The following is a 23,797-nucleotide window of genomic DNA, read 5'->3' as shown; positions in this document are numbered from 1 at the left end:
CGGCGGCTCGCGGTGGTGCCCCTACCGTGAGAGGCCGAACTGCTCGCCGCCATCGGCGCGATCGAAGAGGCGTGCCGTGACCGCGGTGTGCCGCTCGCAGCGGCGGCGGTGCGTTTCTCCACGCGCGACCCGCGGATCGCCAGCACCGTCATCGGCACCTCGCGGCCCGAACGGATCGAGCAGACCCTCGCGCTCGACGCGACCGAGGTGCCCGACGCGCTCTGGGACGACGTGGACGCCATCGCCGCGCGCGTCGATCCCGCACACCTGCCCGCCTGGGGCCGACGCGCCGTCATCTCGAAGCCCTCGAAGCCCTCGAAGTCCTCGGAGTCCGATGAGGAGCCCCATGTCCGACCCCCTGCGCGTCCTGCTGTTCGGCTACGGCCTGGCGGGCCGCGTGTTCCACGGCCCGCTGCTCGCCACGAATCCGCACTACACGGTCCGGGCGATCGTCACCTCTGATCCGGCCCGCGCCGCCGCCGCGGCCCGACCACCCGGACGCCCGCGTGGTGGCCGACGCCGACACGGCGTTCGCGGCGGCCGACGGCTACGACCTCGCGGTCGTGGCCACGCCCCACCTGACGCACGTCGAACTGGCCGGGCGCGCTCTGAAGGCGGGTCTGCACGTGGTCGTGGACAAGCCGCTCGCGCTCACCGCCTGTGACGCGCAGGAACTGGCCGACGCCGCCGACGCCGCGAACCGCGCCCTGTCGCTCTTCCAGAACCGGCGCCGGGACGGCGACTTCCTCACCCCCGCTTCGGCGCCACCGCGCTCGTGATGGGCGGTTCGATGACCGGCTCCTGGGACCTGATCGGTCCGGCACTGGCGGGGGCTGGCCGCCGGCCTCCCGCCGCCGCTGCCCGCGGCCCGGCCGGCCGGAGCAGGGCTGATCGGCGCGGCACGATACGCGGCCGAGGTTCCGGAAGACAACGATGCCTCTATTCTCTAGTCAACGAGCCGAGAGGGAGACCACCGTGGCCGGCGCGCCGCTCACCACCGCACCACCGACCACGAAACAGGTCGCCACCCTCGCCGAGGGCAGCGCGATGACCGTGTCCCGCGTCCTGCGCGGCGACACCGGGGTGTCGGCGTACAGACGCGCACGCGTCGAGGCCGCGGTACGGCAGCTCGGCTACCGGCCCAACGCTCTGGCCCGCAACTTCCGGCACGGACAGGGCACCGGCACCATCGGCCTGATCGTCACGAACCTCGCCAACCCCTTGCGCCCGGCTCGCGCTCGGCATCGAGGCGACGGTCGCCGAGGAGGGACTGCGGGTGGTGATCACCAACACGGCCGGTGACGCGGGCCGCGAGCGCGACGCCGTCCGGGACTTCTCCGCGCGCCGGGTCGACGGCGTGATCCTCGTCCCGGCGGGGGCCGACCAGGCCCATCTGGCCGAGGAGTTGCCCACCTCCCCGCCCGTGGTCACCGTCGCCCGGCCCCCGGCTGGATTCGAGGCGGACTGCGTCCTGGTCGACGACTTCGGCGGCGCATACGCGGCGACCAGCCGACTGCTGGCGGCAGGACACCGCAGGATCGGCTTCCTCGGCAACCCGCCGTCGGTGTGCACCGGTTCCGAGCGCTACCGCGGCTACAGCGCGGCCCTCCACAAGGCGGGCATCGACCCCGACGACGCCCTGGTCAAGCGCGGCCGGGAGGATCTCGCCTCCGCCGAGGCGGCTGCCGCCGAATTGCTCGCGCTGCCCGAGCCGCCCACCGCGCTGTTCTGCGCCAACAACCGCAACACCCAGGGCGCCTACCGGGCGTTGCGGCACCACGGCGCCGGCGCGACGCTCGCGGGGTTCGACGACTTCGACCTCGCCGACGTGCTCAGCGTGCCGGTGCTGGTGGTGGACTACGACCCCGACGAGATCGGGCGCCGCGCCGCCCAGTTGCTCGGCGAGCGCCTGGCCCGCCAGGGCGCCGGAGCGCTGCCGCCGCGCCGGGTCGTGGTGCGCACCACGATCATCGCCCACGGGGAGGACCGCGGCCCGGCGCGGGACGTGTCCTAGCCGCGCGCCACGGACAACGCGCCCCGGAAGCAGGCGCGTTGCCCGTCCGGAGCCTCGCGGTCCCTGAGCCCTGCCTCCACCGCGCCACGCCCGTCAGCCATTCGACCCGGCCGCCCACCACACCCCGGAGCCCGTACATGCACGACGACCGCAGCCTCATCGAGTCCCGCCTGGAACGCGTCCTCAACGAGCGCGTCCGCCCCGCGGTGTACGGGGAGCGGGTGCCGCTGACCGTCGGCATCTGGGACGCGCCCGACGAGCCGGTCCCGGTGGCCGAAGGCATCGCCGCGGCCCGCAGGCCGATCGCGCCCGGCGAGCCGTGGGGTCCGCCGTGGGGAACGAGCTGGCTCACCGTCAGCGGTACCGTGCCCGAGGAGTGGGCGGGCCGCACCGTCGAGGCGCTGCTGGACCTCGGCTTCGAGCGGGACACCCCCGGCTTCCAGTGCGAGGGCCTGGTCTACCGGCCGGACGGCACCCCGGTGAAGGGCCTCAACCCGCGCAATCAGTGGGTGCGCGTCGGCGACCCCGTCACCGGCGGTGAGCGGATCCTGCTGCACGTCGAGGCCGCCTCCAACCCGATCGTGCTGGACAACCCGCCCTTCGGCCCGACCGCTTTGGGCGACAAGGCGACGGCGGGCCGCGCGCCGCAGTACGTCCTGGGCCGGATGGACCTGGCCGTGCTGGACCGCACGGTCTGGGAGCTCGTGCAGGACCTCGAAGTGCTGGGCGAGCTGATGCCGGAGCTGCCCGCCGACTCGGCCCGCCGCTGGGACATCCTGCGCGCGGTGGAACGGGCGCTCGACGCGATCGACCTCCAGGACGTCGGCGGCACCGCCGACTCGGCCCGAGCCCTGCTGGCCGACGTGCTGGCCGCGCCCGCGCACGCGTCGGCCCACCGGATCAGCGCGGTGGGCCACGCGCACATCGACTCCGCGTGGCTGTGGCCGCTGCGCGAGACCGTCCGCAAGGTGGCCCGCACCACCGCGAACATGACGGCCCTGATCGAGGACGAGCCCGACTTCGTCTACACCATGTCCCAGGCGCAGCAGTACGCCTGGATCAAGGAGCACCGCCCCGAGGTCTACGCCCGGGTCCGACAGGCCGTCGCCGACGGGCGGTTCGTGCCCACCGGCGGAATGTGGGTCGAGTCGGACACGAACATGCCCGGCTCCGAGGCGATGGCCCGTCAGTTCGTGCACGGCAAGAGGTTCTTCCTGGACGAGTTCGGCATCGAGAGCGACGAGGTGTGGCTGCCGGACACCTTCGGCTTCGCGGCCGGGCTGCCGCAGATCATCCGGGCGTCCGGGTCGAGTTCGCTGCTGACCCAGAAGATTTCCTGGAGCCGCACCAACTCCTTCCCGCACCACACCTTCGCCTGGGAGGGCATCGACGGCAGCCGGGTCTTCACGCACTTCCCGCCGATGGACACCTACAACGCGGGCCTGGAAGGCCGCGAAGTCGCCCACGCCGCACGCAACTTCAGGGAGAAGGGCATGGCCGGGCGGTCGCTGGCGCCGACCGGGCTGGGCGACGGCGGCGGTGGCACGACCCGCGAGATGATCGCCAAGGCCGCCCGGCTGCGCGACCTGGAGGGTTCGGCCCGGGTGGAGTGGGAGTCCCCGGCGGAGTTCTTCGCCAAGGCCCGCGCCGAGTATCCCGAACCGCCTGTCTGGGTCGGGGAGTTGTACCTCGAACTGCATCGCGGCACGCTGACCAGCCAGGCCGGCACCAAGCAGGGCAACCGCCGCAGCGAGCACCTGCTGCGCGAGGCGGAGCTGTGGTCCGCGACCGCCGCCGTACGGGCCGGACTGCCCTACCCGTACGAGGAGTTGGACCGGATCTGGAAGACGGTGCTGCTGCACCAGTTCCACGACATCCTGCCCGGCTCGTCCATCGCGTGGGTGCACCGCGAGGCAGAGGCGACGTACGCCGCCCTCGCGGTGGAGCTGCGGTCGATCATCGACGCCGCCCAACTCGCCCTGGCCGGTGGGCCGTCGCGGGAGGGGGGCGAGGAGGGGGAGGGGGACCAGGAGGGAGAGGGGGCCCTGGTCTTCAACGCGGCCCCGCACGCCCGCGCCGGTGTCCCGGCAGGAGGCGCCGCGCCCGTCGCCGACCCCGGCGTCGACGGGACGGTCACCGCTTCGGCCCGCCCCGACGGCGGCCACGTACTGGACAACGGCCTGCTGCGGGTCGAGATCGACGACCGCGGCCTGGTGGTGTCGGTCCACGACCTCGCCGCGGACCGCGAGACCCTCGCCGAGGGACGCCCGGCCAACCTGCTCCAACTCCACCCCGATTTCCCCACCATGTGGGACGCCTGGGACGTGGACGCGTACTACCGCAACACCGTCACCGACCTGACCGCCGCCGACCGCGTCGAGGTGGCCGCCGCGACGGCCCACGCCGTCACCGTCCGGGTCGAGCGCTCGTTCGGCCACTCGCGCGCCGTGCAGGACCTCACCCTCACTGCCGGGCACAAGCGCCTGGACGTCTCCACCGAGGTCGACTGGCGCGAGACGGAGAAGTTCCTGAAGGTGGCCTTCCCGCTGGACGTCCACGCCGACCGCTACGCGGCCGAGACCCAGTTCGGCCACGTCTACCGGCCCACCCACACCAACACCAGTTGGGACGCCGCCCGTTTCGAGGCGTGCAACCACCGATTCCTGCACCTCGCGGAGCCCGGCTGGGGCGTGGCCCTGGTCACCGACTCCACCTACGGCCACGACGTCACCCGCTCCACAAGCGGCAGCACCCCCGGCGCCGCCGTCACCGTGCGCCTGTCCCTGCTGCGCGCACCCCGTTTCCCCGACCCGCGGACGGACCAGGGCGTGCACCGCTTCCGCTACGCCCTGCTTCCCGGCGCGTCCATCGGCGACGCCGTCCGCGAGGGGTACGCCATCCACCTGCCCGAGCGCCGCGTGCCGGGCGCCGCCGCGGTCGAACCGCTGGCGACGGTCGGCCACGAGGGCGTCGTCGTCAGCGCCGTGAAGCTCGCCGACGACGAGAGCGGCGACATCGTCGTACGTCTCTACGAAGCCAACGGCGCCCGGACCCGCACCACCCTCACCCCCGGCTTCGCCCTCCACACCGCCACCCCCTGCGACCTGCTGGAACGCCCCCTGACCGACCAGCCGCCCGCCGAGATCCGGGACGGCGCCGTGGACCTGCGCCTGCGACCGTTCGAGATCGTCACGCTGCGCCTGACCCCCTCGACGGACACCGCGCCGCCCCTGGCCGAGCACTGAGCCCGGCGTCGGCACCGCCCGCTGTCGGCTTGCGCTTTACGCCGCGTCAACTTCTACGGTCGTCCATGTGGCCGGAACGACCGGCCGGCGAGGGGAGGCAGGGTGATGGCCTGGTCGATCGCGGACGTGGCCCGGCTGTCCGGAGTGACGTCCCGGACGCTGCGGTACTACGACGAGATCGGTCTGCTGCCCCCTGCGGGGACCGGCCGCAACGGGCACCGCTCCTACGAGCGGCGGGATCTGCTGCGGCTGCAACAGATCCTGCTGATGCGGGAGTTGGGGCCTGGGCCTGCGGGACATCGCGGCCGTCCTCGACAGGCAGGCGGACCGGGTGGCCGTGCTCCGGGAGCACCACCGGCGTCTGTTGGCGGAGCGGAACCGACTCGACACCCTGCTCCGCACGGTCGGTCGCACCATCGCGGAGTTGGAGGAAGGAAAGGACGGGGACGACATGGCGGAGATCAACAGGCCGGAGAATCTTTTCGAGGGCTTCGACGCCTCGCGCTACGAGGACGAGGCGCGCGAGCGGTGGCCGCGCGAGTACGAGCGGTCCCGGCGGATCGCCGGCCCGCTCACGGCCGAGGACCAGGAGCGGACGCAGCGCGAGATCACGGCGCGGATGGTCCGCATGGCCGATTTCATGGCGGCCGGCACGCCAGTGGCCGACCCGGCGGTGCAGGCCGAGACGGATGCCCACTACCAATGGCTGTGCGGATTCTGGACCCCCAGCGCGACCGCGTACAAGGGACTGGGGCAGATGTTCACCGACGACCCGCGCTTCCGTTCGGCGTACGACAAGATCGCGGCCGGGCTGGCGGAGTACCAGCGCGACGCGATGGCGGTCTACGCCGACGCCCGGCTGAGCTGACCCACCGCTGACGCCCGTCGGGTACGCGGTCGTCGCCGCTGTCACCCGCTCAGCGCGCGCCGGGCTTCAGACGGCTCGCGCGGGACTCCAGGAAGCGGCGCTCGGTGAGGCTGGCCGTGCCGCGCGCGGCGAGGAGATAGTGCTCGCGGGCGGCCGGGAGGTCGCCGGAGCGCTCCAGGAGATGGGCGCGGACGACGTGGAGCCGGTGGTGGCCCTCGACGCGGGCGTCGTCGTCCAAGGTGGCCAGCAGGTCGAGCCCGGCCCGCGGCCCCTGGATCTCGGCGAGGGCGACGGCGCGGTTGAGGGTGACCATCGGGTTGGGCGCGATCCGCTCCAGGATCTTGTACAGGGTGTGCACCTGGTGCCAGTCGGTGTCCTCGGTGCGCTCCGCGGCGGCGTGCGTCGCGGCGATGGCGGCCTGGAGCTGATACGGCCCGAGCGCCGAGCGGGCCATGGCCGTACTGATCAAAGCGGTGCCCTCGGCGATCAGGTCGGCGTCCCAGAGCGTACGGTCCTGCTCGTCCAGCGGGATCAGGTCGCCGCCGGGCCCGGTCCTGGCGGCGCGGCGCGCGTCGGTGAGGAGCATGAGGGCGAGCAGGCCGGCGACCTCGCCGTCGTCGGGCAGCAGCCGACCGACCACACGGGTCAGCCGGATCGCCTCGCGGGCGAGGTCGGCGCGGTGCAGCGCGGCCCCGGAAGTCGCGGTGTAGCCCTCGTTGAAGATCAGGTACAGCACGTGCAGGACGACCCGCAGCCGTTCCTCGCGCTCGCGTGCCTCGGGCAGGGTGAAGCGGCTGCCCGCCGCCTTGATCCGCTGCTTGGCCCGGCTGATCCGTACGGCCATGGTGGCCTCAGGCACCAGGAACGCGTGGGCGATCTCCGCCGTGGTCAGACCGCCGACCGCGCGCAGGGTCAGGGCGGTCTGCGAGCCGGGCGTCAGCGCCGGGTGGCAGCACAGGAACAGCAGTATCAGGGTGTCGTCACCCTCCGGCGCGCCGTCCTCGCCGGGACCCGGGCTGACGCCCGCCTCCCGCTCGGGGGACTGGGCCGCCGCGGCCGTCTCCCGCGCCTTGCGGGCGTGGTCGCTGCGGATCTGGTCGATCAGCCGACGGGAGGCAGCGGTGATCAGCCAGCCGCGCGGATGGTCCGGCACACCGTCGGCCGGCCACTTCACGGCCGCGGCGAGCACCGCCTCCTGCACGGCGTCCTCGCACTCCTCGAACTGGCCGTGCCTGCGGACCAGCACACCGAGGACCTGCGGCGTCAGCTCGCGCAGCAGGTCCTCGGTCACGGTGTCGGTGCTCACATCTCCAATTGTCCACCGGAGAACATCACCTGGCGCACCTCGATGCCCAGCCCCTCCACCTTCGCGTCGGGGATCATCGTGGCGAGCTCCAGAGCGCGCTCGCGGTTCTCGCAGTCGACCAGGTAGAAGCCGCCGAGGTACTCCTTGGTCTCCAGGTACGGCCCGTCGGTGACCACCCGCTGCCCGTCGCGGACCCGCACGACGGCGCTCTGCGAGATGTCGGCCAGGCCCTGGGTGAGGATCATCTCGCCCGACTCGGTGACCGTGTTGATGAAGGCGTCGTGGCCGCCCATGACCTCGTTGCGCTCCTCCTCGGTCAGCGCGTTCCACACCGCCGGGTTCATGTGCATGATCAGCAGAAACTTCATCGCTACTCCTCTGTCCCGCGTGGACGCCGTCCGCGGATGCCTGCTCGGACGTCTCGCGCGTATGTCGTACGTGTGTGCCGTACGCCGAACCCCTTCCGGGTCCGTGCACCACACAGTCGGAGCCGCGGACGGCTTCTTGACATCGGCGGCGCATCGAATTCCGGCGCGTTCCGATCCGTGCCGATACGTTCCGATCCGCTCCAATGCGGCCCGGTCCGGCCCGCTCCGAAAAATTCTTCCAGCCGGACCTCAAGAAGCCTGTCGCCGCTCCGACCGGTGCGTGAAAGAGACCCGACACGGCGGAGGAGCGGACATGCCGGACAATGGGGATACGGTCGCGCCGGGCGGACCGGCGCGAGTGGCTGGGCCTGACCCTGCTCGCCCTGCCGACGCTGCTGGTGGCGATGGACATGACCTCGCTGTGCCTCGCGCTGCCCCGAGTGACCGCCGACCTCGGCGCGAGCGGTGTCCAGCACCGGATGTCGGGCGCGCCGCCCGACGCGGCCCCGCCGCCGGCCGTACGCTCGCCGGTGCCACCGCCGCCAGTGACCGGCTCCCGCCCGGTCCGGACGCCGAGCTGGTGCGCACGGCCAGGTCGCCCTTCACCGCCGGGGTGAACCTCACCGGAGTCAGCGCGACCGGGGTTGACGTACGGCGGGCGCGGTCATCTAAGCTCCATTGAGTTCACAAGGACACTCATCGTTCATGTCCCTGAATTCGCCGGTGAGCGGGCGTCCCGTACGCGCCACCCGCGCGTCACCCGCATCGAGAGCCGAGAGCCGAGCCGTACCGACGCCACCACCGGCCATCCATGCCCGCAGCGCACCTAGCACGCACGGCACTTGGAGACTCCGATGGACCGACGCCACTTCCTGATCGGCGGTGCGGCACTCGCCGCGACCGCCACCGCGACCGCGATCCCCGCCACCGCGCACGCCACCGCCCGCGCAGCGGCCTCTGCCGCCGCCCCGCCCTCCCCGGTGCTGCCCTCCAGGGCGGCCGTCGTCACGGCACTGCGCCGCGTCGCCGACCACTGGATCGGCGCCCACGCCGACCCCGGCAACAACCAGTGGGCCAACGCCACCTTCTTCAGCGGCCTGACCGCCCTGTACCGGCTGACGTCCGACACCCGCTATCTGGCCTACGCGCGCTCCTGGGCCGAGCGGAACAACTACGGCCTCAACGGCGGCACGACCACCCGCAACGCGGACAACCAGTGCGCGGGCCAGGTGTATCTGGACCTGTACGAGATCGAACCCGACCCGGCGAAGCTGACCGCGATCGAGACCTGCCTGCACCGCATGGTCTACACCGACCAGGCCGGCAAGGGCGACGACTGGTGGTGGGACGACGCGCTGCACATGGCGATGTCGCCCTTCGCCCGCCTGGGCGTGCTGCGCGGTGACGCGAACTACCACCGCAAGCTGCACGACCTGTACCGGCACACCAAATCGGCCGAGGGCGGCCCCGGTCTCCACGACCCGGCCACCGGGCTGTGGTACCGCGACAAGAACTTCCTGCCCGGCGGCATCCTCTCGCCCTCGGGCAAGCCCGTGCTGTGGTCGCGCGGCAACGGCTGGGTCGCCGCCGCGCACACCAAGACCCTCAAGGCGCTGCCCGCCGATCAGGCCGACACCGCCGAATACCGCGCCACGCTCGAGGAGTTGGTACGGGCGGTCGCCGCGGTGCAGCGCACCGACGGCTTCTGGAACGTCAACCTCGCCGACCCCGCGCACTTCCCCGGCCCCGAGACGAGTGGAACCGTTTTCTTCGCCTACGGCACCGCGTACGCCGTACGCGCGGGACTCGTCGACCGGGCCACGTATCTGCCGGTCGCCGCGCGCGCCTGGAACGGCCTGCTGGCCACGGCGGTTCACCCCGACGGCGCCCTCGGCTACGTCCAGAAGGTCGGCGACCGGCCGGACTCCAGCCAGCCTGTGACGTACGACAGCACGGCCGACTTCGGCGTCGGCGGATTCCTGCTCGCCGGGACCGAACTCGCGGCGCTCGCCACCTGATCGCGAGCCGGGTTCGGCCAACTCCCGCACCGCGCAGGGGCTTGACGGGGGTATTAGTCCGTACCTATGGTCTGCGGTCAGTCAAGTGTTCAGAAATGCAAGCTCGGTTCACACTCAGGAACGCCACGGTGCACACCGGGGAACACGCGCTCACCAAAGCGCTCACCCGGGAACGCGCCCGCTCACGAACAGCCCCCCACTCAAGATCGGATGGTCACCGCATGGCAGGCACCCCCACGCCCTCGCCCGCGCGCCACCGCCGCCGCGTACGGCGCCCCGTTCTGCTGGTCACCGCCGCCTGTGCGGCCGCGGCCCTTGTAACCGGTTTCTCCGCCTGGCCCGGAGGCGCCCAGCGCGCCAGCGCCGCACCGGCCGCCTTCGTCCACCCCGGAGTGACCGTCTCCGCCGCCCAACTCGACTTCGCCCGCGCCAAGGTGCAGGCCAACGCCGAGCCGTGGAAGAGCGCGTACAACCAGATGATGGCCAGCTCGTACGCCTCGCTGACCCGTACGCCCAAGCCGCGCGCGAACGTCGAGTGCGGCTCCTACTCCAACCCCAACAACGGCTGCACGGACGAGCGCGAGGACGCGATCGCGGCCTACACCGACGCGCTGGCCTGGTACTTCACCCGTGACGCGCGCTACGCGCAGGAGTCCATCAAGCTGATGGACGCGTGGTCGGCGACGATCACCCAGCACACCAACAGCAACGCCCCGTTGCAGACCGGCTGGGCGGGCTCGTCGTGGCCCAAGGCCGCCGACATCATCAAGTCGACCTACACCGGCGGCTGGCCGAACGCCGGGCGCTTCGGCACCATGCTCCGCAACGTCTACCTGCCCGAGATCATCAACGGCTCGAACAGCAACGGCAACTGGGAGCTGTCGATGATGGAGGCCGCCGTCGGCATCTCCGTCTTCCTCGACGACAAGGCCGACTACGACAAGGCGATGGCCAAGTTCCGCACCCGCGCCGCGGCCTATGTCTACATCGCCGCGGACGGGGCGCTCCCCAAGACGGTGCCGAGCCAGAACCTCGACACCAAGGCCAAGATCGTCAGCTACTGGCAGGGGCAGTCCACCTTCGTCGACGGGCTGACCCAGGAGACCTGCCGCGACTTCACGCACACCGGCTACGGCATCTCCGCGATCTCGCACATCGCCGAGACCAGCCGCATCCAGGGCGACGACCTGTACGGCACGGACATCGGCGAGCGGCTGCGGCAGGCGCTCGGCTTCCAGTCCAAGTACGAACTGGGTACGGCGCCGCCGAGCTGGCTGTGCAACGGCAGTGTCAACCGCGGCCTCGGCCCGATCACCGAGACCGGCTACAACGCGCTGCACACCCGGCGCGGGGTCGCGATGACCAACACGCAGACCCTCACGCAGAACAACCGGCCCGCCGGTTCCAACAACCTCTTCGTGGCCTGGGAGACCCTTACGAACGCCGAGAACCCCAACTGACCCACGCGGACGGTGAATCACGCGAGGGCCGCGCACCCCACCGGGCTGCGCGGCCCTCGTCGCGCGCTCTGCGCGGAGCCCCGCGGCCACGGCGTCCGGCAGGCGCCTGACGGACACCAAATGTTCGGCCCCGGCAGCGGCGGCCGACAGCGTCGCCGAGAGCGAAAACCGGAGGGAATCACGCGGCGCGGTGCGTACCGTCTGCCGGGTGACTCTCTCTTACGACACGGCGGGCGATGGCCCCGCACTGGTATTCCTGCACGCCGGGGTCTGCGACCGGCGGATGTGGGACCCGCAATGGCAGCCGCTGGCCGACGCCGGTTACCGCGTGGTCCGCTGCGACCTGCGCGGCTTCGGCCGGACCCCCGCGCCGGACGCGCCGTACAACAACGCCGACGACGTGATCGGACTCCTCGACACGCTCGGCATCGGTCAGGCGGCGCTCGTCGGCGCCTCCTACGGCGGCAAGACCTCGCTGGAGATCGCCGCGCGCCACCCCGAGCGGGTCGGCGCGATGGTGCTGCTGTGCCCGGGAATGGCCGGGCACGAAGCCTCCGCCGAACTCGACGCGCTGGACGAACGCGAGGAGGCGCTGCTGGAGGCGGGCGACCTCGCGGGCGCCGTCGAGCTGATGGTCGAGACCTGGATCGGCCCCGAGGGCGACGAGGCCGCCCGGCGGGCCGTACGCGTCCAGCAGCGGAACGCCTACGAAGTACAGCTCGCCGCCGAGGAGTTCGACCAGCTCCGCCCGCCGTACGACCTCGCGGCGGTACGGGCGCCGTCCCTCGTCGTCTCCGGCGCCCACGACCTGGCGGACTTCCGGCAGATCGCCGCCCGGCTGCCCGGACTGCTCGCCGACGCCGGCCACGTCGAACTGCCCTGGGTCGGACACCTGCCCAGCATGGAACGGCCCGCCGCCGTCACCCACCTGCTGAAGGACTTCCTGGGGGAGCGGTGGAGCGAGACCCCGCGCGCGCCTCAGGTGACGCCGAAGGTCACCCGGTAGTCGCACCGCCCCTTGCACGACATCGTCGCCGCGTCGTCGAAGGCGTACGAATAGGCGTACGGCGCGGCCTTCTTGAACACCTGCGTGTAGTCCACCGGCCACTTCGACGGCACGCAGTTCTCCCGCCCGGCCCAGGCGCCTTGGCAGCAGTAGGTGTCCCCGCCGAAGGCCGCGCACGGCGGCTTGCAGCCGACGACCCGGCCGCCCGACATGGCCCGCATGGCGCTGGGGCAGTCCACCGGCTTGGTGCACGCGCCCTTGTAGCAGCCCGTCGCGCTCACCGGATCGGCGGTCACGGTGTGCGAGATGTTGATGTACATCGGCAGATTCGCGCCGTCGACCATGCTCACGTCGTAGAAGTCGAGCCCGGCGTACGCGTCGAAGGTGAACTCACCCAGCGTGGTGGGCGGGTTGGCGCCCGAGCACTGCGACGTGCAGTCCCCGGTCAGGCACGCGCCCTGGCCGCCGGACGTGCAGCCGGTACGGCCCCAGATCCGGCCGCCCCATTTGTTGCCCACGGTGAGGGACGTGCTCTGCCCCGGCCGCAGCTCCCGGCCGTTCGGATACGCGGCGGTGCCGGTGACGATCGCCCACACCGTCTCCTGCGTGCGGTTGACGACGGTGATCGTCCGCCCGCCGCCCGAACCGGCCCCGGCCGCCGCTGACTTCGGCGCGGACGGCTTCGGCGGCGACGGCTTGGGACTCGGCCGCTGCGACGGGCGCGCGGTCGCCGACGGCGAGGCGGACGCGCGGGTCGCGGTCGCGGACGCCGTCGGCGACCCGGACACGGTCGGGGCCGCCGGAGCCGTAGCCGCGGCCTGGCGGGTCACCGCCTCCGTACTCGCGGACCCGTCACCGCCCGGCGAGGACGGCCAGTAGTAGACCACCCCGCTCGCGACCACGGCGGCCACGACCAGCCCCCACCAGCCCCGTACGGATCTCGTCCGCCGCCTGCGTCCCATCGTGCCGCCTCCAGCCGTGCCACGTGCATCGGTACATGTCGGAGACCCCGTGGGACGCGGCCGGATAACACAAACCGTCCGGCGACGGCATGGCGAAGGGCGGGAACACCCCCGTGGCTCCCGCCCCTGTCATTCGGACCGCAACCGCCGTCGCGCCCCGGCCGTCCGGCCGAGGCGCGGAGGAAGGGCCGGCGCCTGCCGTCCGGGATTCCGCTAGGTCTCGTCGTCGTGCAGCGGGAGCCAGTTGGCGCGGCGGCGGGCCGCCTTCGGCGTGTCGAGGTGCATGATCGGTTCCTGTCTGTCGGCGAACCGTCCGTGGACCGCCCTCATGGGCGACGGACGGGCCGCCCCGTGGCCGGGGTTCGCGGGTGGCGGGTCCGACCTGGGGCATGCACGGGCAAGCCTGCCGGTCACGGCACCGGCCTGTCGTTAGCAGCCGGTCGCCTGACGACTTGGCAATGCGTCCACAACGGGCGGAGCCACCCTAGGAACCCGCGCCCGGACGTACGGACCGCTGGCGGTGGTCGGTGGGCGCCGCCCCGTGGACGGCGCGGTAGGCGCGGCTGAAGTCGGCCGCCCGCGGAAAGCCCCAGCGGGCCGCGATGAGATGGATCGGCGTCTCCAGCAGCGCCGGATCGGCCAGGTCGCGACGCGCGCCCTCCAGCCGCAGGCGGCGTATGTACGAGGCGACCGTCTCGTCCTCCGCCTGGAAGAGCCGGTGCAGGTAACTGCGCGAAATGTGGTGCACCGCGGCGATATGACGGGGCGTCAGCTCCGAGTCGTGGAGATTCTGCCGGATGAAGGACTTCACCCGCAAGGTGAGCGCCCGGGTCCGCGTCTCCGGTGTCAGCGCCGCCTCGGCGTCCAGGGCGTTCGCGAGGAGCGCCGCCACCAGGTCGACCAGCACGGCGCCCAGCCGAGGACCGTCGGAGGGCGCGTACGGCACGGTGTCCGCGGCGAGCTGGGTGAGGAACTGCGCGAGCAGCGCGCCCACGCCCTCGCGTCCGGTGATGTGCCGCCCGATCACCTTGTCCAGCCGGTGCTGCGGAAGCGGCAGCAGCACCTTGGGGATCTCGACGCCCACCGAGGAGATCGACCCGTGCCCGGTCCAGATCTCGTACGGCCGCGAGGAGTCGTTGGTGTGGATGTCGAACGCGCCGTAGGAGTTCTCCTCCCGGCCCCACGACACCCCGGCCTCACCGCTCAGCAGGAGCGAGAGGTGGTAGACCTCGGGGTCCGACTGCCGGATCAGCTTCGGGGTGCGCAGGAAGACCAGCTGCTCGAAGGTCGCGGGCCAGATCGACACCGCGCCCAGCCCGATCAGCCGCTGATGCGCCTTGAAGTCGGCCGCGCACTCGCTCTCCAGCCGCATCGGGGCGTGCGTACGGTTCATGCACTCGCGCCAGGCGTCGAATCGGTCCTCGACCGCCAGGTCCTCGCTGCGGAAGACCGTCTCCGCCAGCATCGCCACACCCACTTCCGCACCGCGACATCGCGCCGCCGACGTCGTGCCCGCCCCGGCCGTCCCGGAAAGCGGAACGTACGGCGCCGCGTCGGCGACCCCGGTGAGTTTGCCATGCGCCCCGGCGAGCCCCGCACGGCACCCGGCCGGGCCGCCGCCCCGGCACACGCTCCGGTCAGGTCCTTCGCGCGTCACCGCGCAGGACGCGGTGCCCGTACTCGGCGATCAGCGGGTCGAGGTCCGGCTCACCGAATTCGGCGATCAGCGCGCGGAACGCGACCACCTTGTCCGGGCCGAACCGCGCCACCTTCCCGGCGTACGCGGCGGCGTCCAGGAACTTCGGCGGGCTCGACTTCGAATGGAACTTGTCCGCGTACATCACCAGCCGCTCCTCGACGGACTCGGCGACATACTCACCGGGCGGGATGGGCAGCCGCTGCCGCTCGATGTCGGCGCGCGTCAGCCCGACGCCGGTGTGGTGAGAGGCGAAACGGCACAGCTCCTCCGGCAGGCCCTCCGCGCGCAGCAGCTCGTGGCCGAGCACACCGTGCCGGACGTACGCGTCGTCGCCCAGCCGGTAGACACCGATGTCGTGCAGGAGCGCACCGGTCTCGACGAGCCCGGTGTCCACCGGCTCGGGCGAACGCGCGGCCAGGTCGAGGGCGATCCGCGCCACGATCTCGCAGTGGGTGCGGACGAGGGACAGGGACTCACGGGTCGGAGCGTACTTCTCGTGCAGTGCGCGCACGCTCTCGGCGGTGGGAAGAATCACTTCCGCAGCGTATGACCCGACACCCCGCGCCGGGGGCCTGCGGGCGGCCGTACGGAGTGCGATGCTCTGCTGATGACCACAGAACCGGACGCGGCGCGGCGAGCACGACGACACGTGGCACCGCCGTGCTGAACGTCCTGAACTGGCTCCGCACCCGCGACGCGGACCTGTCCGCGCTGCGCCGCGCCGGACGCGCCGCGATCGTCATGCCCGCCCTGTTCGCCCTGTGCGACAAGGTCGTCGGCAACCCGGCCATGGCCACCTTCGCCTCGTTCGGCGCGCTGTCAGGCCTGCTCTTCGTCGACTTCAGCGGCGCGATGGGCCAACGGCTCGCCGCGCAGACCGGTCTGGTGGCGGCGGGCGCGGTCCTGGTCACCGTCGGGACGCTCGCGTCGCGGACGGCGTGGCTGGCCGTCCTGGTCACCCTCGTCGTCGGCTTCCTCGTGCTGTTCGCCGGGGTCGTGAGCTCGGTGCTGGCCAGCGCCTCGACCGCGCTGCTGGTCGCCTTCGTGCTGCCGGTGACGCTGCCCGCCCCGGTGAGCGCGCTGCCCGACCGGCTCGCGGGCTGGCTGCTGGCCGGCGCGGCGTCGGTGATCGCCGTCGGCCTGCTGTGGCCCGCGCCCCGGCGCGAACCGCTGCGGCTGGCCACCGCCACGGCGTGCGCGCTGCTGGCCCGGCGGCTGCGCTCCGAGGTCGACTGCGTCCGCGGCGGCTTCGGACCGGTCGGCGCGGCCGAGTACCGGGCGCTGTCCGACGAGGCGGGCGCCGCCGTCGCCGCGCTGCGCACCTCGTTCTTCGGGACGCCGTACCGCCCCACGGGACTGTCCACGTCGGCGCGCACGCTGGTCCGGCTGGTCGACCAGGTGGTGTGGCTCGACGCGATCTTGGAGCGCATGCCGCTCGACGAGGAGCCCGGGCCGACGGACGCGGTCGTCTGCGACGTGAAGGTGGCCGCCGCGACCCTGCTCGAACACGGCGCGGCCAGCCTGGAGTCGGTCGCCGACAGCTCCGCGGAGCTGGAGCGCGACCTGCGGCGGCTGGAGGCCGCCCGCGAGGCGATGGAGACGGCCGTCACCGGCGATCTGCCGCTGCACCGGCCCCGGACGACGAAATCAGGCTCCGCCGACGCGCCGGGCCCGTCCGGCGCGCCCGACACCCCTGCCGCCGACGACGCCGTGGCCGGAATCCTTGGCGCCCTCGAACCGAGCTTCCGCGCCCAGGAGATGAGCTTCGCGATCTCCGCCATGGCCACCAACATCGGCCTCACCGTCGCCGCCCTGCGCCGCGGCTGGTGGGACCACGTCCTGGGCCGCGGGCCCTCGGGCGTGCCGTCCTTCCTGTCCTCCGCGCAGGAACGCGCCGGGGCCCACGTCGAGCGCCACTCCGTCTGGCTGCACAACAGCGTCCGCGGCGCCATCGCGCTCGCCCTGGCCGTCCTGCTCGCCGAGTCGACCGGAGTCCAGCACTCGTTCTGGGTCGTCCTCGGCACCCTCGCGGTGCTGCGCTCCAACGCCCTGAGCACCGGCCAGAACGCGCTGCGCGGCCTGCTCGGCACGGGCGTCGGCTTCGTCATCGGCGGCGGCATCGTCTACGGCGTCGGCACCCACACCACCGCCCTGTGGCTGCTGCTGCCCTTCGCCGTGGCCTTCGCGGGACTCGCGCCCGCCGCCATCTCCTTCGCCGCCGGACAGGCCGGGTTCACCACCGTCCTGCTCATCCTCTACAACATCATCGAGCCCGCGGGCTGGCAGATCGGGCTCGTCCGCGTCGAGGACGTCGCCCTCGGCTGCGGGGTCTCCCTGGTGGCCGGGGCGCTGTTCTGGCCACGCGGGGCAGGACGCGCCCTCGGCCAGGCACTGGCCGACGCCTACGAGGAAGGCGCCCACTATCTGCGCGGCGCCATCCAGTACGGCGTCGCCCGCTGCGACGCCGCCGCCCCCGCGCCCGCCACCCCGCAGGACGAGCGGCGCCGGGCCGCCGCCGCCTCGCGCCGCCTCGACGACGCCTTCCGCGGCTTCCTCGCCGAGCGCGGCACCAAGCACATCCCGCTGGCCGACGTGACGACCCTCATCACCGGCGTCGCCGCGCTGCGGCTCACCTCCGACGCGATCCTCGACCTGTGGGAGCGCGAGACCGTCACCTCGCAGGAGGACAGGACGGCGGCCCGCGGCGAGATCCTCTACGCGGGCACCTTGCTGGTCGACTGGTACGAGGCCGCCGCGCGGGCCCTCGCGGGCTCCGGCGCCGTCCCCGACCGTGCCGCCCGCGACGAGGCCGCGGACGGGCGGCTGCTCGACGCCGTACGCCGCGACCTCACCGCCGACGACGGGCGCGGCACCTCCACCGCCGTCAAGATGATCTGGACCTTCGACCACATCGACGCGGCCCGCCGCCTCCAGGCGGGCATCCTGCGCCCGGCGCGGGCCGCCGCGACCCTGCGACAGGGCCGCGGCCCGTTCGGCCCGCGTCCGGCGCTGCGGGTCAGGTCGTCGCGGGCGTGAGGCTCAGGTCGAGGCGCTGCGGACCGCGGACGAACACCCCGCTGTCCGGGGCCGGCGTCCCGTCGGCGAAGCCCATCTCGGCGAAGGCGTCCAGGAGTTGGTTGGCGCCGACCTCCACCTCGGCCTTCGCCAGCAGCGCGCCCACGCAGAAGTGCCGCCCGAGCGCGAACGCCAGGTGATCGGCGGCGGCGCTGAAGGCGTTCGCGGTGGTCAGGTCCGTGCGGTGGATGTCGAAGGTGTCGGGCCTGTCGTAATGCCGCTCGTCCCGGTTGGCCGCGCCGATCAGACAGGTGACCGTCGCGCCCGCCGGGATGGTGACGCCGTGGAGCGTGACGTCCTGGGCCGGCTGCCGCATGATCATCTGGAGCGGGGGAGTGAACCGCAGGGACTCCGCGAAGGCCGCCGCCACCAAGTCGCGGTCGGCCCGCACGGCCTCCAACTGCTCGGGGTTGGCCAGCAGATTGCGGAACATCCCGGAGATCGCCTTGTCGGTGGTCTCGCCGCCCGCGGACAGCAGCAGGCTCACGAACGAGGTGATGTCCTGGTCGGTCATCACCGTGCCGTCGATCTCCGCCGTGCACAGCGACGACAGCAGGTCCTCGCCCGGCTCGGCCCGCCGCCGGTGGACGATCGGCACCAGATACGCGGCCAGCTCCCGGCTCGCGCGCATCCCGGCCTCGGCGACCTCGGGGTCCTGCGCGAGATTGGCGAAGAAGCCGACCACGGCGGCGTACCAGGCGTGGAAGCGGTCGTGGTCGTCGCGGTCGAGCCCGAGCATGTCGACGATCACATTGACCGGGAAGCGGGTCGCGAACTGGTCGACCAGGTCCGCCTGTTCGGCGTCACGGAAGGCGTCGATCAGATCGCGCGCGTTGCGCTCGATCACCGGCAGGAACCGCTCCCGTAACTCCCGGCCGCGGAAGGCCGGTGCCACCAGCGCCCGGTGGACGGAGTGCTCCCGCCCGCTCATCTGCACGATGGTCCGCCCGCCGTGCACCGGTTCGAGCTGCCAGGCGTAGTTGTCGGTGGTGAACACCGGGTCGCGAAAGGCCCGTTCGACGTCCTCGTACCGCGACAGCAGCCAACTGCCGGTGCCCTCGTGGAAGACGACGGGGTAGTGCTCCCGCAGGACGCGGTAGGCCGGATACGGGTCGGCGGCGAACTGCGGCGAGAGGATGTCTGGCGGTTGCGGTATGACGGTCACGATACGTCCTCTGCTTCCCTGCTCACGGGCGCGTACGGCATGCGGGCGGTCACGACGCTAGGGCACGGCGGGCAGCCGCACCTAGGCGCTTTCGCGCCCTGTGCGGACCCCTACACTCCTGGCCATGCTGCCTCTGGACGACCCCCGCTGGACCACGCTCGACCACCGCGACCGGTCGAACGGCAAGGGCGGTTCCGACGCCCCCTGCGTGCCCGACGAACTGCGCCACCTGCTCGACCACCCCGCCGACCGCGAACGCTTCGACGACCTCTGGCCGTACCTCTGTTCCGAGGGCACCGCCTGGCCCGCCGCGTACGCCGCCGTGCCGCACATCGTCACCATCGCGCGCGGCCTTCCGGCGGCCGAGAGGGACGACTACCTGTACGTGATCGGGCTCGTCGCCATGTGCTCGGGCGAGTACGGACAGGTCTGGGACGGCCTGCCCGACGACCTCGCGCAGGCGTACCGGCAGGCGCTCCCCGAGGCGCTGGCCCTGCTCGGGGAGACGCTGGTGGCGGGCGAGCACGACCAGGTCACCACGGGTTATCTGCTCGCGGCCACGGCCGCGCTCAAGGGACACGGCGAATACGCCGAAATCCTCAACGACCTCGATGTGTACGCCGAATGCCAGTCCTGCGGCGAGCCGATGCTCGAACTGCCCTGATCCGCGCCGACCGTATACAGCGCCGAACCGGTCAGACCGATTCGCCGAAGCCGGGAAGAATGGCGAGGCGCCGTACGGTCGCCTTCTTGGCGATCTCGATGCCGGGCGCGTAGGTGTCCGAGTCGTACCAGGCCCGCGCCTGCTCCACGCTGCTGAACGACAGCAGCGTCAGGCCCTTGGCGCCGTCCCACGTGCCCTCGACCGCCTCGGGCCTGGCGTTGATCATCAGGTACTCGCCGCCGAATTCGGCCACCGCCTTCTGGGCGATCTCCCGGTAGTCCGCCATGGCGGCCATGTCGGTCACTTGGATTTCCAGCAGGACGTACGCGGTCATCTGCGGTCTCCCCGAATTCGGCTGCGAAATACGTCACATGACGTGGAACGCTGTGGATCACATGCGATCCGGCGCTCAGCATGCCGAATTCGGGACGGCCGCGCAATGGTCCCAAAGTCCCCGTGCCGTGCGGGAATTGGCGTGACTGTCACGCTCCGGTCCGCGATTGGCTCACCGACCCGCCGCGGTGAACCGCCAGTGGCCGGAACCGATCGCGTAGACCGCCTCCTCGCCGTCGCTGTGCAGCAGCCGAGCGCCGTGCGTGGCCTCGACCCGCGGATGCCGTGCGTCGGGCAGCGGCAGATGGACGGTCGCGGTCGAGCCGACCGGCACCGTGACGTCGAGCGTGGTCCGGCCGTTCGCGACGGTCCAGGAACTGGCGACCGTGCCGCGCGGGGTGGCGATCGAGGCCGCGGCGTGCCGCATCCCCGCAGGGATACGCGGCGCGACCGTCACCGTACGGTAGGCCGGCCCGGTCGGCTCGATGCCCGCCAACCGCGTGTAGAGCGAGGCGTTGACACCGGCGAACATCGCGTGGTCGTGGGTCTCCATGTTGGAGTAGTACGTCCACTGCTCCCACGAACTCGTCGCGCCCTGGCCGATCTCGTACCCGAAGCCGGGGTAGGTGCGCTGGTCCAGCACCGTCATCGCCACATCGATCCGGTCGATCGCGGCGAGCGCGTCCATCAGGTAGCGGGTGCCGAAGATGCCGGTGTCGAGGTGTCCGCCGTCCTTCTCGGTGATGGTGGAGACCAGTTGCCGTCCGACGGCCGCCACATGGGCCGCGGGCACCATGCCGAAGGCCAGCGGCAGCACGCTCGTGGTCTGCCGCCCGTCCCCGTAGGTGTCACCCGCCGCGTTGAGGAACGCGGCGTTGAACGCGTCCTTGATGTCCCGTGCCAGCGTCCCGTAGCGGGCGGCGTCCGCGCTGTGGCCCAGCGCCGTCGCCGACTTGGCGACATCCACCGCCTGGAGGTAGGACAGCGCGGTGTTCACCACCGACACCTCGCTGGTGCAGGCGCCCGCGTTCGGCCCGCCGCGACCGCCGTTGGCGTTGGCGCCGCGGTCCGGCGGACACCAGTCGCCGAAGCCCCGGTCGCTCGGCCAGATGTGCCCCGGCACATCGGCGGCGTTCTTGTCGACGAACGCCTTCATCGCCGGATACGTGGCCGCCAGCGTCGCCAGGTCGCCGTACTGCTCGTACAGCGTCCATGCCAGCGTGATCTGGTTCCCGCCCATGTCGGGCTGCTGCGCGTTGCCCGCGTCGTTCGGCAGGGCCGTGCCGGGCGGCATGTCCTGGAGGTACTTGGCGTAGTAGCGGTCCATGCCGAACTCACGGGTGGACGCGTCGTGATACGCCTGCACGTCCATGCCGGGAGGAGTCCGCTCGTCGCGGACCGGATTGTCGGTCGGGACGCTCATCGAGTTGTTGAGGACGCTCCACCGGTTGTTCCGCCAGATCTGGTTCAGCAGCGCGTCGGAGGAGGAGAAGGTGCCCGTGGAGGCCACATCGGCGTGCACCACGCGCGCGTCCAGGCTGCTCAGGGCCGGTTTGCCGGGGAAGCCGGTGACCTCGACATAGCGGAAGCCGTGGTAGGTGAAGCGCGGCTCGTACGTCTCCGCCGTACGGGCGCCCGCCAGAGTGTAGGAATCGGTGGACGCCGCCGACCTGTTGGTGGCCGTGTCCAGCGTCCCGTCCGCGCCGACCTCCTCCGCCGTCCGCATCCGCACTGTCGTCCCGGCGGGACCCGTCACCCGCAGCCGCTCCCACCCCGCGATGTTCTGCCCGAAGTCGTAGACGTAGACGCCGGGCTGAGGCTGCGTCAACTTCACCGCGCGGAGCGTGTCCGTCACCCTGACCGGCGGCATGGTGTCCGCGACGAGCTTGTCGGAGGGCGCCGCCACCGTCCGCACCGGCTGCCAGCCGGAGTCGGCGAACCCGGCGCGGTCCCAACCCGGCTTGTCCAGGCGGGCGTTGTAGCTCTCACCCGCGTAGAGGTCATTGGCGGTGACGGCGCCGGTCGACCACTTCCAGGAGTCGTCGCTGACGACGCTCTGCCGGGTGCCGTCGGAGTAGCGGACATCGAGCAGCACGACGGCCTGCTTGGGCCCGGTCCAGCGGAAGCCGTACGGGCTGAACCGCGGCCCGTATCCGTTGCCCAGCCAGAGGCCCACCGTGTTGGCGCCCTGCTTGAGGGAGCCGGTGATGTCGTACGTGGCGTACAGATCGCGCTGGTCGTACGGCGTGCTCGCCGGTGCGAGCACCCGGTCGCCGACCTTCGCGCCGTTCAGGTGCATCTCGTAGAAGCCGAGCCCGTAGACGTACGCCCGCGCCCTGGTGACCTTCTTCCGGCCGTCGAGGGTGAAGCCCTTGCGGAGCAGGGGCGCCGCGGGGTTCGGGTCGAGCAGTGCCGGGTCGCCCTTGGGTTCGAGCTGCCCGTCGGTGACCGCCGAGTCGGGGAAGGACGGGTCGGGCGAGGCGGAGAAGTCGTCGGACAACAGCGTGGCCCCGTCCAGGCCGCGCACCACGAGGTTGTCGTAGAGGGCTTCCTCGGCGACATGGCCGGTGGTCGAGGTGCGGAAGCCCAGGGTACCGGCGGTGAAGGTGGTATCGGTCCGGGTGTCCACCCGCGTGCCGTCGACCGAGGTGGTGATCGTGGCGCCGTCCGCCCTGACGGTCAGGTGGTGGCGCGCTCCGGCGTTCGCCGTGGTGACCACCGGGCTGAGGTCGACCTCACCGAGGGTGGCGAAGGAGCCGTCCTTCTGGACGTGCGGGCGCAGCAGCACCTTGCCGGGCGTCGAGGCCGCGTTGATCTGCCACATGTAGTAGTCGCGGCTGTCCTTGACGCGGAACAGGACGCTCGCCGCGCCCGCCTTGATGGTGAAGTCCGTGTCCAGGGTGAAGTCCGACCAGGAGTCGGCGCCGCCGGTGTCCGGGGTGATCCACCGCGCGCCCTTCCAGTCCGCCGAGTTCAGCAGGCCCATCTCCCAGCGCCCGACCGGACTCCAGGCCGACGCCCGGCCGTAGGCGTCCCAGACCTGCACCTTCCAGTAGTAGGTGCGCGAGGACTCCAGCGCGGGACCGCCGTAGGGCACACCGGTCGAATCGTCCGTCGCCACCCGGCCGCTGTCCCAGACGTCCGCCTTCGGGGAGTTCAGCCGGGCCGGGTCGCTCGCCACCAGCACCCGATAGGCGCTCTGCCGCTGGCCGTTGGCCGCGGCGCGCAGTTTCCAGCCGAGCGCGGGACGCGGATCGTCGATGCCCAGCGGATCCGTCGTGGCGTCAGCGGTCAGCTCACCCACGGAGATTCCGCCGGACGCGGCCTGCGCGGCCGGGGGGCGAGCGAAGGGCGCGCCGCCCAGGGACAGCGACGTCACCAGCACCGCGACGGCGATCCCGTACGACAGTTTTTCCCGCGCAAAACCGGACATCGGACTCCTTGCGGTGAGTGAAACGATTCACTCCATTGGGGCGTGAGAAACGTATGAGAACGCCCGGCGGGGCGTCAATACTTCTGACGCGGCCCGGTTGCGTGCAGCCGCCATCCGGGGGTGTGTACCCGATCCATCGGATCAGACATCGTTGTCGACATTGAAAGACGTTTCAATTTCC

General features: G+C 72.0%; 20 protein-coding genes and 1 pseudogene. 13 read left to right on the top strand and 8 right to left on the bottom strand.

Annotation, left to right across the window (positions count from 1 at the left end):
* Nucleotides 1–39 precede the first annotated feature (39 nt).
* The 6 genes and pseudogenes from ABZX65_RS24255 to ABZX65_RS24230 all read left to right on the top strand — a co-directional run bounded on the left by ABZX65_RS24255 (nt 40) and on the right by ABZX65_RS24230 (nt 6,127).
* Nucleotides 40–462, top strand: a complete 423-nt coding sequence (locus ABZX65_RS24255; RefSeq protein WP_355343687.1) for an aldo/keto reductase — start codon at nt 40–42, stop codon at nt 460–462.
* Nucleotides 463–509: 47 nt separating this feature from the next.
* Entirely contained in the window at nt 510–779 is a 270-nt protein-coding gene (locus ABZX65_RS24250) for a Gfo/Idh/MocA family oxidoreductase (RefSeq protein ID WP_355343647.1), read from the top strand.
* Nucleotides 780–975: 196 nt separating this feature from the next.
* Nucleotides 976–1,302: a LacI family DNA-binding transcriptional regulator gene (locus tag ABZX65_RS24245; protein ID WP_355343644.1), complete on the top strand. Its 327-nt coding sequence runs from the start codon at nt 976–978 to the stop codon at nt 1,300–1,302.
* On the top strand, nt 1,277–2,014 hold the full coding sequence (locus ABZX65_RS24240) for a substrate-binding domain-containing protein (protein ID WP_355343641.1): 738 nt from the start codon (nt 1,277–1,279) through the stop codon (nt 2,012–2,014). The genes ABZX65_RS24245 and ABZX65_RS24240 overlap by 26 nt, the downstream gene beginning before the upstream one ends.
* Nucleotides 2,015–2,151: 137 nt before the next feature.
* Nucleotides 2,152–5,259: a glycoside hydrolase family 38 C-terminal domain-containing protein gene (locus ABZX65_RS24235; RefSeq protein ID WP_355343638.1), complete on the top strand. Its 3,108-nt coding sequence runs from the start codon at nt 2,152–2,154 to the stop codon at nt 5,257–5,259.
* Between the two features lie 105 nt (nt 5,260–5,364).
* Nucleotides 5,365–6,127: pseudogene (locus ABZX65_RS24230) on the top strand (MerR family transcriptional regulator).
* A gap of 49 nt (nt 6,128–6,176) precedes the next feature.
* Here the strand turns inward: ABZX65_RS24230 and ABZX65_RS24225 are convergent.
* Together ABZX65_RS24225 and ABZX65_RS24220 are read right to left on the bottom strand one after the other, a co-directional pair.
* Nucleotides 6,177–7,433, bottom strand: coding sequence for a DUF6596 domain-containing protein (locus tag ABZX65_RS24225; RefSeq protein WP_355343635.1), 1,257 nt, complete (start codon nt 7,431–7,433; stop codon nt 6,177–6,179).
* Nucleotides 7,430–7,801, bottom strand: a complete 372-nt coding sequence (locus ABZX65_RS24220) for a YciI family protein (protein ID WP_355343632.1) — start codon at nt 7,799–7,801, stop codon at nt 7,430–7,432. Before ABZX65_RS24220 ends, ABZX65_RS24225 begins: the two co-directional genes overlap by 4 nt.
* Before the next feature lie 323 nt (nt 7,802–8,124).
* On the opposite strand from ABZX65_RS24220, the gene ABZX65_RS24215 reads away from it, so the two are divergent.
* The 4 genes from ABZX65_RS24215 to ABZX65_RS24200 all read left to right on the top strand — a co-directional run bounded on the left by ABZX65_RS24215 (nt 8,125) and on the right by ABZX65_RS24200 (nt 12,285).
* Nucleotides 8,125–8,418 (top strand): hypothetical protein, encoded by a 294-nt coding sequence (locus ABZX65_RS24215; RefSeq protein ID WP_355343689.1) that lies wholly within the window; start codon nt 8,125–8,127, stop codon nt 8,416–8,418.
* A gap of 237 nt (nt 8,419–8,655) precedes the next feature.
* Nucleotides 8,656–9,819 (top strand): glycoside hydrolase family 88 protein, encoded by a 1,164-nt coding sequence (locus ABZX65_RS24210; RefSeq protein ID WP_355343629.1) that lies wholly within the window; start codon nt 8,656–8,658, stop codon nt 9,817–9,819.
* 221 nt (nt 9,820–10,040) lie between these two features.
* The gene (locus tag ABZX65_RS24205; RefSeq protein WP_355343626.1) at nt 10,041–11,279 is read left to right on the top strand and encodes an alginate lyase family protein; all 1,239 of its coding nucleotides are present in this window, start codon (nt 10,041–10,043) and stop codon (nt 11,277–11,279) included.
* Nucleotides 11,280–11,487: 208 nt separating this feature from the next.
* Nucleotides 11,488–12,285: an alpha/beta hydrolase gene (locus ABZX65_RS24200; protein ID WP_355343623.1), complete on the top strand. Its 798-nt coding sequence runs from the start codon at nt 11,488–11,490 to the stop codon at nt 12,283–12,285.
* Here ABZX65_RS24200 and ABZX65_RS24195 read toward each other — a convergent pair.
* Entirely contained in the window at nt 12,258–12,881 is a 624-nt protein-coding gene (locus ABZX65_RS24195) for a thaumatin family protein (protein WP_355343620.1), read from the bottom strand. The two genes, ABZX65_RS24200 and ABZX65_RS24195, sit on opposite strands and share 28 nt — an antisense overlap.
* Nucleotides 12,882–12,891: 10 nt before the next feature.
* Between ABZX65_RS24195 and ABZX65_RS24190 the strand changes: the two genes are divergently transcribed.
* Nucleotides 12,892–13,164 carry a hypothetical protein gene (locus tag ABZX65_RS24190; RefSeq protein ID WP_355343617.1) on the top strand — a complete coding sequence of 91 codons (273 nt, stop codon included), beginning with the start codon at nt 12,892–12,894 and terminating at the stop codon, nt 13,162–13,164.
* Nucleotides 13,165–13,731: 567 nt separating this feature from the next.
* Here ABZX65_RS24190 and ABZX65_RS24185 read toward each other — a convergent pair.
* On the bottom strand, nt 13,732–14,712 hold the full coding sequence (locus ABZX65_RS24185) for a helix-turn-helix domain-containing protein (RefSeq protein ID WP_355343684.1): 981 nt from the start codon (nt 14,710–14,712) through the stop codon (nt 13,732–13,734).
* Between the two features lie 172 nt (nt 14,713–14,884).
* Nucleotides 14,885–15,481 carry an HD domain-containing protein gene (locus tag ABZX65_RS24180; RefSeq protein ID WP_355343614.1) on the bottom strand — a complete coding sequence of 199 codons (597 nt, stop codon included), beginning with the start codon at nt 15,479–15,481 and terminating at the stop codon, nt 14,885–14,887.
* A 125-nt stretch (nt 15,482–15,606) separates the two neighbouring features.
* Between ABZX65_RS24180 and ABZX65_RS24175 the strand changes: the two genes are divergently transcribed.
* On the top strand, nt 15,607–17,982 hold the full coding sequence (locus ABZX65_RS24175) for an FUSC family protein (RefSeq protein ID WP_355343611.1): 2,376 nt from the start codon (nt 15,607–15,609) through the stop codon (nt 17,980–17,982).
* Here ABZX65_RS24175 and ABZX65_RS24170 read toward each other — a convergent pair.
* On the bottom strand, nt 17,963–19,186 hold the full coding sequence (locus ABZX65_RS24170; protein WP_355343608.1) for a cytochrome P450: 1,224 nt from the start codon (nt 19,184–19,186) through the stop codon (nt 17,963–17,965). The genes ABZX65_RS24175 and ABZX65_RS24170 overlap by 20 nt on opposite strands.
* Nucleotides 19,187–19,310: 124 nt before the next feature.
* On the opposite strand from ABZX65_RS24170, the gene ABZX65_RS24165 reads away from it, so the two are divergent.
* Nucleotides 19,311–19,850 (top strand): hypothetical protein, encoded by a 540-nt coding sequence (locus ABZX65_RS24165; RefSeq protein WP_355343605.1) that lies wholly within the window; start codon nt 19,311–19,313, stop codon nt 19,848–19,850.
* Between the two features lie 31 nt (nt 19,851–19,881).
* On the opposite strand, the gene ABZX65_RS24160 is transcribed toward ABZX65_RS24165, so the two are convergent.
* Together ABZX65_RS24160 and ABZX65_RS24155 are read right to left on the bottom strand one after the other, a co-directional pair.
* The gene (locus tag ABZX65_RS24160) at nt 19,882–20,184 is read right to left on the bottom strand and encodes a DUF1330 domain-containing protein (RefSeq protein WP_355343602.1); all 303 of its coding nucleotides are present in this window, start codon (nt 20,182–20,184) and stop codon (nt 19,882–19,884) included.
* A 171-nt stretch (nt 20,185–20,355) separates the two neighbouring features.
* Complete coding sequence (locus tag ABZX65_RS24155; RefSeq protein WP_355343599.1) at nt 20,356–23,616, bottom strand: family 78 glycoside hydrolase catalytic domain; 3,261 nt, start codon at nt 23,614–23,616, stop codon at nt 20,356–20,358.
* Nucleotides 23,617–23,797: the final 181 nt, after the last annotated feature.

The sequence above is a fragment of the Streptomyces sp. NPDC003300 genome, assembly GCF_040610915.1.
Taxonomy (GTDB): domain Bacteria; phylum Actinomycetota; class Actinomycetes; order Streptomycetales; family Streptomycetaceae; genus Actinacidiphila.
The sequence above is the reverse complement of the archived record's forward strand: the minus strand, read 5'-3'. Positions and strand labels throughout refer to the sequence as shown.